Source organism: Martinezella lusitana, assembly GCF_010668395.1.
GTDB classification, from domain to species: domain Bacteria; phylum Pseudomonadota; class Alphaproteobacteria; order Rhizobiales; family Rhizobiaceae; genus Rhizobium; species Rhizobium lusitanum_A.
The window spans coordinates 174,676-188,002 of record NZ_WUEY01000006.1 but is presented as its reverse complement, the minus strand read 5'-3'; the positions used below and the strand labels follow the sequence as shown (position 1 = coordinate 188,002).

9 protein-coding genes and 1 riboswitch are annotated in these 13,327 nt (G+C 62.0%); of the genes, 6 read left to right on the top strand and 3 right to left on the bottom strand.

Annotated elements, in window-relative coordinates:
- Positions 1 to 67 precede the first annotated feature (67 nt).
- Both GR212_RS16105 and GR212_RS36840 read right to left on the bottom strand, forming a co-directional pair.
- Positions 68 to 1,066, bottom strand: a complete 999-nt coding sequence (locus GR212_RS16105) for an ABC transporter substrate-binding protein (protein ID WP_163987581.1) — start codon at positions 1,064 to 1,066, stop codon at positions 68 to 70.
- Between the two features lie 821 nt (positions 1,067 to 1,887).
- Positions 1,888 to 2,031 carry a hypothetical protein gene (locus GR212_RS36840; RefSeq protein WP_204326605.1) on the bottom strand — a complete coding sequence of 48 codons (144 nt, stop codon included), beginning with the start codon at positions 2,029 to 2,031 and terminating at the stop codon, positions 1,888 to 1,890.
- Positions 2,032 to 2,266: 235 nt separating this feature from the next.
- On the opposite strand from GR212_RS36840, the gene GR212_RS16100 reads away from it, so the two are divergent.
- Complete coding sequence (locus GR212_RS16100; RefSeq protein WP_163987580.1) at positions 2,267 to 3,721, top strand: cobyric acid synthase; 1,455 nt, start codon at positions 2,267 to 2,269, stop codon at positions 3,719 to 3,721.
- 47 nt (positions 3,722 to 3,768) lie between these two features.
- Here the strand turns inward: GR212_RS16100 and GR212_RS16095 are convergent, their stop codons facing one another.
- Positions 3,769 to 5,565, bottom strand: coding sequence for a chloride channel protein (locus GR212_RS16095; protein WP_163987579.1), 1,797 nt, complete (start codon positions 5,563 to 5,565; stop codon positions 3,769 to 3,771).
- A 181-nt stretch (positions 5,566 to 5,746) separates the two neighbouring features.
- Positions 5,747 to 5,969, top strand: a riboswitch (cobalamin riboswitch).
- Between the two features lie 318 nt (positions 5,970 to 6,287).
- Between GR212_RS16095 and cobU the strand changes: the two genes are divergently transcribed.
- The 5 genes from cobU to cobO all read left to right on the top strand — a co-directional run bounded on the left by cobU (position 6,288) and on the right by cobO (position 13,321).
- Positions 6,288 to 6,812 carry a bifunctional adenosylcobinamide kinase/adenosylcobinamide-phosphate guanylyltransferase gene (gene cobU / locus GR212_RS16090; RefSeq protein WP_163987578.1) on the top strand — a complete coding sequence of 175 codons (525 nt, stop codon included), beginning with the start codon at positions 6,288 to 6,290 and terminating at the stop codon, positions 6,810 to 6,812.
- 5 nt (positions 6,813 to 6,817) lie between these two features.
- A complete protein-coding gene (gene cobW, locus GR212_RS16085; protein ID WP_163987577.1) occupies positions 6,818 to 7,867 on the top strand; it encodes a cobalamin biosynthesis protein CobW in 1,050 nt (349 codons plus the stop codon).
- Between the two features lie 236 nt (positions 7,868 to 8,103).
- Positions 8,104 to 12,084 carry a cobaltochelatase subunit CobN gene (gene cobN / locus GR212_RS16080; protein WP_163987576.1) on the top strand — a complete coding sequence of 1,327 codons (3,981 nt, stop codon included), beginning with the start codon at positions 8,104 to 8,106 and terminating at the stop codon, positions 12,082 to 12,084.
- Complete coding sequence (locus tag GR212_RS16075; protein WP_163987575.1) at positions 12,081 to 12,680, top strand: dimethylsulfonioproprionate lyase family protein; 600 nt, start codon at positions 12,081 to 12,083, stop codon at positions 12,678 to 12,680. The genes cobN and GR212_RS16075 overlap by 4 nt, the downstream gene beginning before the upstream one ends.
- Complete coding sequence (gene cobO / locus GR212_RS16070; protein ID WP_163987574.1) at positions 12,677 to 13,321, top strand: cob(I)yrinic acid a,c-diamide adenosyltransferase; 645 nt, start codon at positions 12,677 to 12,679, stop codon at positions 13,319 to 13,321. The genes GR212_RS16075 and cobO overlap by 4 nt, the downstream gene beginning before the upstream one ends.
- Positions 13,322 to 13,327: the final 6 nt, after the last annotated feature.

Here is a 13,327-nt window from a genome sequence, read left to right as displayed (position 1 = left end):
CGGTTGCGGCGTGCGAATATGAAATCGGCGACAGGCACGGGGCCGGCCGCCGATTCCGCGGTATGGATTAGAGCGAAGCCTTGACCTTGGTCGCGACGTCCGGGGAAACCCACTTGGTCCACATATCGGGGTAGGTCTTGAGGAAGTACTTGGCGCCGTCCTCGTTCGTGCCCTGATTGTCCGTCATCCAGGCCAGAACCTTGCCAACGGTCGCGTTGTCCCATTTGCGGGTCTTCATGTAGTCCAGGGCAATGCCGGCCTTGTCGGCAAAGGCCTTGGTCACGACCGTATAGACGTCGGAAACCGGATAGGAGTTGACCTTCGGATTGGCGCAATCCTGGATCGCGGTGCAGGCGTCCCATTCCTTCTTGTCGTGCGGCACGTTGAAGCTCAGGCGAACCATGTCGTACTTGCCGAGAATGGCGGTCGGCGCCCAGTAGTAGCCGAGCCAGCCGATCTTCTTTTCGAAGGCATTGGCGATCGAGCCGTCCAGACCTGCGGCAGAGCCGGTATCGACCAGCGTGAAGCCGAGCTTGTCGGCACCGAGGGCCTTATAGAGGTTGGTCGTGGAGATCTGGCAGTTCCAGCCGGCCGGGCAGTCGTAAACCGCGCCCTTGGAAGAATCTTCAGGGGCGGGGAAGAGTTCCGGATGCTTCAATGCGTCCTGAACGGTCTTGATGTCGGGATGGGCATCGGCGAGATACTTCGGAATCCACCAGCCTTCGACACCGCCGTCGCTCAGGAGCGGCGCTGCCTCGATCAGCCGGCCTTCCGACACGGCCTTGTCCAGCGCGGTGCGCACGGCATTGACCCAGAGTTCCGGTGCGACGTCCGGCTCGCCTTTTTCGTCCATGGAGGTGAATGTCGGCTGCGTGTCGCCCGTCACCAGAGTAACGTTGCAGCCGTAACCGTTCTGCAGAATGATCTTGTCGACCTGGGCGGCAACGCCTGCGGACGCCCAGTTCATTTCAGCGATCGATACGCTGCCGCAATCCGCAGCATGCGCCGAGCCAGCCAAAGCATAGGCGCCGAATGCGAATATGGCTGAAGCGAGAAGCTTCTTCATTTGATATCGTCTCCCAATTTTTCGTTACGTTGTGGAAATCGACTCCCAATGTTCTCGATGTTCGTCGATCCCAGTCAGCGCGGTCCAACCACAACCGTTCAACGCCGCTGACGACGCCAGTACGGTCCCCTTTGCTGCCGTCGTGCATTTGGCCTTTTTGCGACCGCGGAACCCTGTCGCGGTCGGATGTTCTTTGCATCGACGACGGGCAGCCTAAGGATTTGAATGAAGAAATCAACAGCCCGCCGGCCAAGTGTAGTTATCGTGCCTCTTGGAGAAGCCGATATAAGCGTCTGAATTAGCCTATTTTCTGCTATTCACGGCTGCAAAATGGGCAAGGCGCGGCTTCGATCAAGCTTTTCGATACCGGCGAAGTTAAGTGTGGCCGAAATATCGCGTCCCTGAAAGACGTTTTCTATTTCATTTGCGTCGTTTGCGAATTCTCAACGCGAAGGGGAAAATTTTCAAAAAATTTTCGGATTCACTCTAATTTAAGCACTTAATAACCCTCCGGTAACGATGTCGGTTTATCAATCGACGCGTGGCGGGGGACATACCGCCGCTTCTCCGGCTCAGGTATTGCGTTGCCGGGGAAAGCGAACCTTGCGGTGTATGTGCAGGGAAGCCGGCGTTTTTGGCAAACCGCGCGGATCTACGGATCGCGCGGTTTTCGCGTTTCAGAGGGTCCCGTTTTGAAACGGTTTCAGGCGGACACGGGATACCTGCCCATATATCCAATCTTCGACAGGGATCAAAAATAAAGCCGCCGATGCTATTGCATGGCGGCTCTTCATGGGGCTGGCTGGCGGCTTGACGCGATATCAGCCGACATTATACGTCCGGATGAAGCCGACCGTGCCGAAGCGCGTATCCAGCTGCTGCAGGCGGTTCTCCGGGCGATAGGCCGGGATCTTGCCATTCCAGGCGATCTGGATGGAATTCTGTCTGTTGAAGATGAAGAGCATTGGGGTATCCTCCGAGCCGGATCGGCCCGCTTTGTTGTGTGTTTTCGCGATGGAGATAATCCTCTTCATCGTAACTAACAATGGATGAAATCGTCATCCGATGTCGCAAACGGAGCATACCGGAAGGTGATGCATTTTTGTATCGCCACGGCCGTTTCCAGCGGTTAAGGATCACGGCGGAAACAAGGCGAAACTCCGTATTTTCAGCGGCTGCGGCGCATCGAGGTGGTGGGGAATGACAAAAGCGATCATGCTGCAGGGAACCGGCTCCGATGTCGGAAAAACGGTATTGGTCGCCGGGCTGTGCCGGCTGTTCGCCAACAGGGGCGTGAGGGTGCGTCCGTTCAAGCCGCAGAACATGTCCAACAATGCGGCGGTGGCCGAGGACGGAGGCGAGATCGGCCGGGCCCAGTGGCTGCAGTCGCTGGCGGCGCGCGTCCCGTCCTCCGTGCATATGAATCCGGTGCTTCTGAAGCCGCAGTCGGAGACGGGTAGCCAGATCATCGTACAGGGCAAGGTCTGGGGCCATGCCAAGGGCCGGGACTATCAGGCGCTCAAACCGCAATTGCTCGGCGCGGTGCTCGAAAGCTTCGCCGCGATGCGCGCGGGAACCGATCTCGTCATCGTCGAAGGGGCCGGTTCTCCCGCCGAAATCAACCTGCGGCGCGGCGACATTGCCAATATGGGCTTTGCGACACGCGCCAACGTCCCCGTGGTGCTGGTCGGCGACATAGACCGCGGCGGCGTGATCGCGTCGCTGGTCGGCACTTATCACATCCTGCCGGAAGAGGACCGGCGCATGATCCGGGGCTATATCATCAACAAGTTTCGCGGCGACGTCTCGCTGTTCGGGGAAGGCATAGAGGCCATCGGCGGTTTCACGGGCTGGCAATGCCATGGCGTCGTGCCCTGGCTCAAGGCGGCGGCCCGCCTGCCGGCCGAGGATTCCGTGGTGCTGGAGCGGCTTGCCCGCGGCTCTTCCGGTGCGCTGAAGGTTGCCGTGCCCGTACTGTCGCGCATCGCCAATTTCGACGATCTGGATCCGCTGCGGGCTGAACCGGATGTCGATCTTGTCTTCGTGCGGCCCGGCGAGCATCTGCCTGCGGATGCCGGGCTTGTCGTGTTGCCGGGATCGAAGTCCACGATCGGCGACCTGCTCGATCTGCGCGCGCAGGGCTGGGATCGCGACATTGCCGCGCATGTGCGCCGCGGCGGCCGCGTCATCGGCATTTGCGGCGGCTACCAGATGCTTGGCCGCATGGTCCACGATCCGCTCGGTATCGAAGGATCGGTCACCGAGATGCCCGGATTGGGCCTTCTGGACATAGAGACGGAAATGGCGCCGGAAAAGACGGTGCGCAACAGCCTTGCCGTCTCGAAGGAATATGACGTGCCGCTATCGGGCTATGAGATCCATCTCGGCGTGACCACTGGCGCGGATTGCGAACGGCCCTCGACTGTCATTGACGGTAGGCCCGATGGGGCGGTGTCGCCCGATGGCCGCGTCATGGGCACGTATCTGCACGGGCTTTTCGGCAGCGATGCCTATCGGGCAAGGCTGCTCGCAAGTTTCGGCCTTTCAGGCGAGCGGATGGACTATCGCGCTGGTGTCGACGCGGCGCTGGACGAAATCGCGGCGGAACTGGAAGGCGTGCTCGATCCGGCCTGGCTCGACAGCCTCGCCCGGTAAAGCATGTCGCGCAAGCGTGTTCGGCGCTCTTGCGCTGTCGCTGCCCTTCAGAGTTCGCCCGATACTTCGCGGCGGCGGCGGTCGAGTTCTTCGCTATAGCGGCGCAACGTGTAGCTTTCCGTCAGCAGGCCGATCACCTTGCGTTCGATCAGGTCGTTGACCACGACGAGCGCTTCGCTCTTGGTCTGGTCGAACATGGCGGCGGCCTGCTTGGCGTTCATCTGCGGCTGCAGGAATTCGTTGCGAAGCCGGATGAAATCCGAAAGTCCATGTTCCTCGTCGTCCTTCTCGACCGGGCTCGCATAGATATCGGGCACGAGAACCATTCCGGAATATTTCTCGTTCTTGTCGATCAGGATGACGCGCTGGGCCGAGCCAATCGGAAAGTTCTTGCGAAACTCCTCGATGCTCATGTCGATGCTTGCCGTATGTACGTCGGGGCGCATCATGCGGGCGACGGTGAGGCTGCGGATCCAGCCGACGTCGTGGGCGCTGCGGATGCTTTCGCCGCGCAGATGGAAACGCCATGTGGCGAAGGAGTAGCCGAAGGTCGTGCGCACCACGAGCGACGAGGTGATGACGGCGGCCAGCACCAGGGCGGTGATCGGAAAGTCGCCGGTGATTTCCAGCGCCAGGAACGTCATGGTGAGTGGGCCGCCGATGATCGCCACGGCAAGCGAGCTCATGCCGACCACGGCATAGACCACAGGCGTCAGCGTCGCGTGGTCGAAATAGGGCGCGCAATAGGCGAAGATCTTGCCGAGCAGAGCGCCCATGAACAGCGATGCGAAAAACAGGCCGCCTCTGAAGCCGGAGCCGATCGAAACCGCGGAGGCCAGCGATTTAAGAAGGAATAGCCCGACCAAGGCCCCAAGGGTCACATCCGACGACAGATTGAGATGCAGCGCGCCATGTCCCGCCGACAGAACCTGCGGCGAGATCAGCGCCAGCATTCCGACAACGAGGCCGCCGAGCGCGGGGCGGAAGGGGGGAGCGATCGAGCTCTTGCGCGCCAGTTCCTCCACCCAGGCGACGCCCTGCATGATCAGGATGCCGATGCCGGCGCAGAAGGCGCCCAGCAGAACCGCCGGTAGATAGTCGGCGGGCGCAATGGCACCGAAATGGCCGATATCGATGGCGAAATCGTCGCCGGCGAGCAGCCTTGCGATCATCGTCGATATCAACGCCGAGACGACGACGGGCGTCAGCGTGAGAATGGAATAGCTGCCGATGATCAGCTCGAACGCGTAGAAGGCGCCGGTGAGCGGCGCGTTGAAGGCGGCGGCAATGGCGCCGGCAGCGCCGCAGCCGACGAGCATGCGCAGGTCCGCGCGGCGCATCTGCATCTTGTAGCCGAATTTCGAGGCGATGCCGGCGGCAAGCTGCGTATAGCCTGCCTCCAGCCCGACCGAGGCGCCGAACCCGTTCGAGATCAGGTTCTGTACCGCGACGAGGATACTGTCCGTGAGCGACATGCGCCCGCCGTGCAACGCATTCGCTTCGATCGGGTCGACCATCGGCTTCTTGCGCGTGCGCGACAATATGTAGAGCAGGATGCCGAGGATGATGCCGCCGGCGACCGGCGCGATAAACACCACCGATTTATCGGGAATCGCGACCGCCGCCGAACTCAGGCGCTCGTAGTCGGTTATGCCGTAGATGACGCTGTGAAGCTTGCGCGAGACGAAGCTCATCGCGGTCACGGCGCAGCCGGAGGCTACCCCTACCAGCGCGCCGGCGAACACAAGCCCCAATTCGCCACGGCGCAGCAATGCCCTGAATCGACCGAGGTCGAAAAAGGCCGAGAAGACGCCGAGGCGGCGCGGTTGGAATTTCTGCAACATTGGGAGCGGACGATACGTTTTTACTAGAATGTGAGGGCTTACCCTCTATAAACTCCTAACATCAAAGAAATACGGCAAAAAAGCCGCCGGTCTTTTGGGAATTTTCAGCCGATTTCGCAATCAGGACGGTGCGCGTCGCATCCATGCCCTTGATTGACTTGAACTAAGTGAAAGCCTAATCATTGCCGGCATAACGAATGGTTCCCGAGCGGCGATCTGTCGCATGGGATGAAAAGGGAATGTGAAGGGGCGGACCCAATCCGGGCGTTCTCATCACAGCCGACCCCGCGACTGTAGAGCGGTCAGGGACTTTCGTCCGGTTTGACAGCCATCCCGCCGATCGTTCGCATGGGGCGAACAGGCGGAGCAGCTTCAAGCCGGAAAAGCCACTGGTGTGGCATCATGATCTACCGGGGTTGGACGCCTCTCAAGTCTACGAATCGTCCGCCTTTTCATGATGCGCTGCCGGGAAGGCGAGAAAGACCCGCTGGGCTACGATCGGGAGCGACCGGTTTCGGTCCGCCCCGATCGTGGCGCCTTATCCGCGAGCCAGGAGACCTGCCATGCGTGCCGGGCGCAGAGCCTGTTCCAGGAACGCGAGTTCCGCTGCCAGCACGGAGGTTGTCATGGCGCAAGACGAGTTTTCGGCGTGTAGACGCCAATTTTCCGGTATCAGCCCGATGCTGCCGACCCTCGCTGTCGCGTGGGAGCGGAAATAACGCATGTCCTCTTCGAATTCCCGGTCTGTTTTCGTCCTCGGCGGCGCACGTTCCGGCAAATCCAGATTTGCCGAATCCCTGGTTTCGGACACGGGGCTCGAACGTCACTATGTGGCGACAGGGCAGGCGTGGGACGATGAAATGCGCGAGCGCATCGCGCAGCACCGTGCCGACCGCGGCGATCTATGGCAGACGCATGAAGAGCCGATCGATCTCGTGGCGCGGCTTGCCGCGATCGATGCCGACGAGCGCTCCGTGCTGGTGGACTGCCTGACGCTCTGGGTGACCAATCTGATGATGGCGGAGCGCGACATTGCCGCGGAGTTTGCGGCCCTTACCGCGTTTCTGCCGACGGCGCGAGCGCGGCTCGTTCTCGTCTCCAACGAGGTGGGTCTCGGTATCGTGCCTGACAATCGCATGGCGCGCGAATTTCGCGACCATGCCGGCCGGTTGCACCAGATGGTCGCGGCGGCGAGTGCCGAAGTTTATTTTATCGCAGCGGGCTTGCCGCTGAAAATGAAGGGTTGATCCATATGAACCAGGAAAAGATTCCCGCCACCGTCATCACCGGCTTTCTGGGAGCCGGCAAGACGACGATGATCCGCAACCTCCTGCAGAATGCCGGTGGCAAGAAGATCGCGCTGATCATCAACGAATTCGGCGATCTCGGCGTCGACGGCGACGTGCTCAAGGGCTGCGGCGCGGAGAACTGCACCGAAGACGATATCATCGAGCTGACCAATGGCTGCATCTGCTGCACCGTCGCCGACGACTTCATTCCCACCATGACGAAGCTTCTCGAGCGCGATGCGCGCCCGGATCACATCGTCATCGAGACCTCCGGCCTTGCGCTGCCGCAGCCGCTGGTCGCCGCTTTCAACTGGCCTGACATCCGCACGCAGGTCACCGTCGACGGCGTCATCACCGTGGTCGATAGCGCCGCCGTTGCCGCCGGCCGTTTCGCCGACGATCACGATGCCGTCGAGGCTCGCCGCGTCGAGGACGATTCGCTCGACCATGAAAGCCCGATCGAGGAGCTTTTCGAGGACCAGCTGACTTGCGCCGATCTGATCGTTCTCAACAAGACCGACCTGATCGATGTTGCCGGCCTCGGTCGTGTCCGTGCGGAAGTCGCCTCGCGCACTGCCCGCAAGCCGACGATCATCGAAGCCAAGAACGGCGATGTGCCGGCTGCCGTCCTGCTCGGCCTCGGCATCGGCACCGAGGGCGATATCGTCAACCGCAAATCGCATCACGAGCTCGAGCATGAAGACGGCACGCCGCACGATCACGACGAATTCGACAGCTTCGTGGTCGAGCTCGGCCCGGTTGCCGACCCGGCTGCCTTCGTCGATGCGCTGAAGAGCGTGATCGCGGAACACGATGTCCTGCGCCTCAAGGGTTTTGTCGACGTGCCCGGTAAGCCCATGCGCCTGCAGCTTCAGGCCGTCGGCAGCCGCATCGACACCTATTTCGATCGCGCCTGGACGCCGGGCGAAGCACGGGCGACCCGGTTGGTCGTCATCGGCCTGCACGAGATGGACGAGGCGATCGTGCGCAAGTCGATCGAGGCACTGGTCTGATCGATGCTGCGTCTCTGCCGTGCGATACCCCCCTCTGTCGCTTTGGCGACATCTCCCCCACAAGGGGGGAGATTGGAAGCTCGTGACTACGTTGTCGCGAAATGGCTGACTGCTGAAGTTTCAGGAATTTCGGATGGCCGACTGGGCGAGGCATGGCACCGAATGATCTCCCCCCTCGTGGGGGAGATGTCACAACGAGACAGAAGGGGGTATGCCGACGCATACTCTAAAGCCTAATGCATCTCCTCCTGGCGCAAAAGGGAACGATCAGCGACGGCGAGGAGGCGATAGACCTTGGCCAATCGGCGGGCGATATCCTCTTTCTGTCGGCCGCCGACACCGAGCTTGCGGCGATTGCCGCAGCCCACGGCGAGGGCGGCCGTTCCCTTCGGCTTGCGAGCCTGATGAGCCTCAAGCATCCGATGTCCGTCGATAGCTATGTCGACAGGACAGCCAGGCATGCGAAGCTCATCATCGTGCGGGCGCTCGGAGGCGCGAGTTACTTCCACTATGCGCTGGAAGCGCTGCATGCCTGTGCGGCGCGGCAAGGCACCTTGATTGCGGTGCTGCCGGGGGATTCGAAGCCCGATCCCGGACTGACGCCATTCTCCAATGTCGCTCTCGACGATCTCAATGCGCTCTGGTCGTATCTGATCGAAGGCGGCGAGGCCAACTCCAGTGCATTCCTTGCCTATGCCGAGGCGATGCTGTCGGGTGCGGAGAAGCCGATGCCCGCCATGCCCCTGATGAAGGCCGGCATCTGGTGGCCGGGCAGGGGCGTGATCGGTGTCGAGGAATGGAAGAGTGTTTCTGCGGCGAACATGGCGGTCCCTGCAGGATTCGAACCCCCAACGGTCGCGATTTCCTTCTATCGCGCGCTGGTGCAGAGCGGTGAGACGAAGCCTGTCGAAGCCATGATAGAGGCGCTTATCGCCGAAGGCATGCGGCCGCTGCCGGTCTTTGCCTATAGTTTGAAAGATGCCGTGTCGGTCGGTATCCTCGAAAGCGTCTTTACCGGGTTGAAGCCGGGCGTGGTCATCAATACCACCGGTTTTGCCGTTTCTGCCCCGGGCGCGGATCGCCAGCCGTCGGTTCTCGAAACGGGTGACGCCATTGTTCTCCAGGCCATTTTTTCAGCCTCGTCCAGGGGAGCCTGGGAGGCATCCTCGCAGGGGCTTTCGGCGCGCGATCTCGGCATGAACGTCGCATTGCCCGAGGTCGATGGTCGCGTTCTCGCCCGCGCGGTGTCCTTCAAGGCGGCCGCCCGCTACGACGAGCGGGTCGAGGCCAATATCGTCGCCAGCGAACCCCACGAGGATCGCATGCGCTACACGGCGCGGCTCGCCGCCAACTGGGCGCGGCTGCGTAACACGCTGCCCGGCGATCGCCGCATTGCGCTTGTCGTGGCGAATTATCCCAATCGCGATGGGCGCCTCGGCAACGGCGTCGGGCTCGACACGCCTGCCGGTACCATCGAGGTGCTGAAAGCGATGCGGGCGGGCGGCTATCGTGTTGCCGACCTGCCTGCCGATGGCGATGCGCTGATGCGGCACTTGGCGGAGGGGCCGACAAATTCGGGCCGTGACGGCCGCGTGGTTCGCGAGACGCTTTCCTTCAGCGACTACAAGGATTTCTTCTCGTCGCTTCCGAAACAGATTCAGGATGAGATTACGGGTCGCTGGGGCGATCCGGAGGCGGATCCGTACGCGCTGAACGGTGCCTTCGCCCTGCCGTTCGCCCGTTTCGGCGCGGTGCTTGTCGGTATCCAGCCGGCACGCGGGTACAACATCGATCCGAAGGAGAGCTACCACTCTGCCGATCTCGTCCCGCCGCACGGCTATCTCGCCTTCTATGCCTTCCTGCGCCGCTCCTTCGGTGCGCATGCGGTCATCCACATGGGCAAGCACGGCAATCTCGAGTGGCTGCCGGGCAAGGCGCTGGCGCTCTCCGAGAACTGCTATCCCGAGGCAATCCTCGGGCCGCTGCCGAACCTCTATCCCTTCATCGTCAACGATCCCGGCGAGGGCACGCAGGCCAAGCGCCGCACAAGCGCCGTCATCATCGATCATTTGACGCCGCCGCTGACACGCGCCGAAAGCTATGGTCCCCTGAAGGATCTGGAGGCGCTGGTCGATGAATATTACGAGGCGTCCGGCGGCGATCCGCGACGTATCCGTCTGCTGCGCAAACAGATCCTCGACCTCGTCGCCGATATCGGTCTCGATCAGGACGCCGGCATCGCCAAGGGCGAGGGGGAAGACGAGGCACTGCGCAAGCTCGACGCCTATCTCTGCGACCTCAAGGAAATGCAGATCCGCGATGGCCTGCACATCTTCGGCGTTTCGCCTTCCGGAAGGCTGTTGACGGATTTGACGGTGGCGCTGGCGCGGGTGCCGCGCGGGCTGGGCGAGGGCGGCGATCAGAGCCTGCAGCGCGCGATTGCGCGGGATGCTTTTGAGGGTGTGGAGGGTGCGATACCCCCCTCTGTCGCTGCCGCGACATCTCCCCCACAAGGGGGGAGATCGTTAACCCATGGCGCTCGCTCGTATCAAACTGATGTCGAGGCCGTTGATACTATTGGTGATGGATCGGGAAAGCGAAGCGGCATGCTCCCCCCAATCTCCCCCCTTGTGGGGGAGATGTCAGCAACGCTGACAGAGGGGGGTATCTCTCCAAGCAAACCATTCGACCCGCTGGACTGTGACATGGCCGCCGAATGGAATGGCCCGCGACCCTTTATCCTCCAGGATGTTGCCGAGGCGCCCTGGCGCACGCAAGGCGATACGGTCGAACGCATCGAATTGCTGGCTGCACAATTGGTCTCGGGCGAAACGGCGTGCCCGGAAAATTGGCCGAACACCCGCATGGTTCTGGGCGAGATAGCCTCAAAGCTGCAGCCGTCCATTCTTGCTTGCGGCGATGCCGAGATCGCGGCCTTGCTCAAAGGCCTTGACGGGCGTTTCGTGCCCCCCGGTCCCTCCGGCGCGCCGACGCGGGGCCGGCCGGATGTCTTGCCGACGGGACGGAATTTCTATTCGGTCGACAGCCGCGCCGTCCCGACGCCGGCGGCCTATGAGCTTGGCCGGAAATCGGCCGAATTGCTGATCCGCCGCTACGTTCAGGACCATGGCGAATGGCCCGTTTCCTTCGGCCTCACGGCTTGGGGCACGTCGAACATGCGCACGGGCGGCGATGACGTGGCGCAGGCGCTGGCGCTGATCGGCGTCAAGCCTATCTGGGACATGACCTCGCGCCGCGTCACCGGATACGAAATCATCCCGCCGGCCATTCTGCGGCGGCCGCGAGTCGATGTCACGCTGCGCATCTCCGGTTTCTTCCGTGACGCCTTTCCCGAGCAGATAGCCTTGTTCGACAAAGCGATCCGGGCCGTCGGCATGCTCGACGAGGATGAGACAGACAATCCGATTGCGGCGCGCATGCGTGGCGAGATCGCGCGGCTGGAGGCAGCCGGCCTCGACAAGGCCTCCGCCAGCCGCAGAGCCGGATATCGCATCTTCGGGTCCAAGCCCGGCGCTTACGGTGCCGGGCTGCAGGCGCTGATCGACGAGAAGGGCTGGGAGCGACGCGCGGATCTGGCCGAGGCCTATCTCGTCTGGGGCAGCTATGCCTATGGCGCCGGCGAGGAGGGCACGGCCGAGCGCGGCGTCTTCGAGGAACGGTTGCGCTCGATCCAGGCGGTGGTGCAGAATCAGGACAACCGCGAGCACGACCTGCTCGACAGCGACGACTACTATCAGTTCGAGGGCGGCATGGCGGCCGCGGCCGAGCAGCTTGGCGGCGCGCGCCCGTCGATCTATCACAACGACCATTCCAGACCGGAAAAGCCTGTCATCCGCTCTCTTGAAGAGGAGATCGGCCGGGTCGTGCGCGGGCGCGTCGTCAATCCCAAGTGGATCGAGGGCATCATGCGCCATGGCTACAAGGGCGCTTTCGAGATCGCTGCGACGGTGGATTATCTCTTCGCCTTTGCGGCGACGACCGGCGCGGTCCGCAACCATCATTTCGAGGCCGTGTACCAGGCTTTCGTCGTAGACCAGCGCGTGCGAGACTTCATGGCGGAAAAGAACCCGGCCGCGCTGCAGGATTTGCGCGAGCGTCTGCTGGAGGCGGTCGATCGCCATTTATGGACGCCGAGAAGCAATTCGGCGCGGTTCGATCTGGAAAGCCTGGACACGGGCAAGGAGACGGCGGCATGAGTGCGGTCGACGAGCTTCTGGCAGCCTTTCGGGATTATCTGCTGTCGCGGAGCGATCCGGGGCTGCAGCATTTCATTCGGGGCTTTCGCTGGCCGACGGAAGAGCGCCCGCTCGCGCCGCACGATCTGCCTGTCGCAGGCTATCTTCGGCAGCTTCACCGGCCAGGTAATGGGGCGGAAGGCGCTTTGCTCGACAGGCTTTCAGATGCCGCGAATGCGCTGCATTGGGCCCAGACCTACAGCATCACCGATTTCGGCGCCGATTTCCTGCGGAGATATGGCTGGGTCGAGCTGTTCGGCACGCGAGGGCATTTCGCCAGCGAAGACATGGCCGGCGGCTTCTTGTTGCTCGGTCCCGGGGTGCACTATCCGGACCATCATCACGAGGCCGAGGAGATCTATATCCCTCTGAGCGACGGCTCGTTGTGGAGCAAGGATGCCCAGCCTTTCCTGCCGCGCTGGTCGGGCGAGGTGATCCGCCACCCTTCGAATATCCGCCATGCCATGCGAACGGAAGATGAGCCGCTTGTCGCGCTCTACCTCTGGCGCGGCGGGCCGCTGGCACAGAAATCGATCATATCAGGGAGAATGCAATGAGCGACGAATTGGCCGAAACCGGCGCGGAACCTCCGAAGAGCGACGATGCTCGCCACGCCGACAAGATGGCCAAGAAGAAGGCCGCGCGCGACAAGATCATGGCGACCAAGAACGACGAGAAGGGCCTGATCATCGTCCACACCGGCAAGGGCAAGGGAAAATCCTCCTCCGCTTTCGGCATGATCTTCCGCCACATCGCGCACGGGAAGCCGAGCGCCGTGGTCCAGTTCATCAAGGGCGCCATGTGGACCGGCGAGCGCGACCTGATCGAGAAGCATTTCTCCGATATCTGCCAGTTCCATACCATGGGCGAAGGCTTCACCTGGGAAACGCAGGATCGCGCCCGCGACGTCGCGGCGGCCTCGGCTGCCTGGGAAAAGGCCAAGGAGCTGATCCGCGACGAACGGAACTCGATGGTGCTGTTGGACGAGATCAATATCGCGCTTCGCTACGATTACCTCGACATCAACGAGGTGCTGGAATTCCTGAAGACCGAAAAGCCCTATATGACCCATGTGGTCTTGACCGGCCGCAACGCCAAGGAAGAGCTGATCGAGATTGCCGATCTCGTCACCGAGATGGAATTGATCAAGCATCCCTTCCGCTCGGGCATCAAAGGGCAGCCCGGCGTCGAGTTCTGATCGACG

What these genes read in the sequence shown, in the direction of transcription:
- GR212_RS16105 (WP_163987581.1), bottom strand. Translation starts at nt 1,066, where the DNA reads ATGAAGAAGCTTCTCGCTTCAGCCATATTCGCATTCGGCGCCTATGCT.
- GR212_RS36840 (WP_204326605.1), bottom strand. Translation starts at nt 2,031, where the DNA reads ATGCTCTTCATCTTCAACAGACAGAATTCCATCCAGATCGCCTGGAAT.
- GR212_RS16100 (WP_163987580.1), top strand. Translation starts at nt 2,267, where the DNA reads ATGACAAAAGCGATCATGCTGCAGGGAACCGGCTCCGATGTCGGAAAA.
- GR212_RS16095 (WP_163987579.1), bottom strand. Translation starts at nt 5,565, where the DNA reads ATGTTGCAGAAATTCCAACCGCGCCGCCTCGGCGTCTTCTCGGCCTTT.
- cobU (WP_163987578.1), top strand. Translation starts at nt 6,288, where the DNA reads ATGTCCTCTTCGAATTCCCGGTCTGTTTTCGTCCTCGGCGGCGCACGT.
- cobW (WP_163987577.1), top strand. Translation starts at nt 6,818, where the DNA reads ATGAACCAGGAAAAGATTCCCGCCACCGTCATCACCGGCTTTCTGGGA.
- cobN (WP_163987576.1), top strand. Translation starts at nt 8,104, where the DNA reads ATGCATCTCCTCCTGGCGCAAAAGGGAACGATCAGCGACGGCGAGGAG.
- GR212_RS16075 (WP_163987575.1), top strand. Translation starts at nt 12,081, where the DNA reads ATGAGTGCGGTCGACGAGCTTCTGGCAGCCTTTCGGGATTATCTGCTG.
- cobO (WP_163987574.1), top strand. Translation starts at nt 12,677, where the DNA reads ATGAGCGACGAATTGGCCGAAACCGGCGCGGAACCTCCGAAGAGCGAC.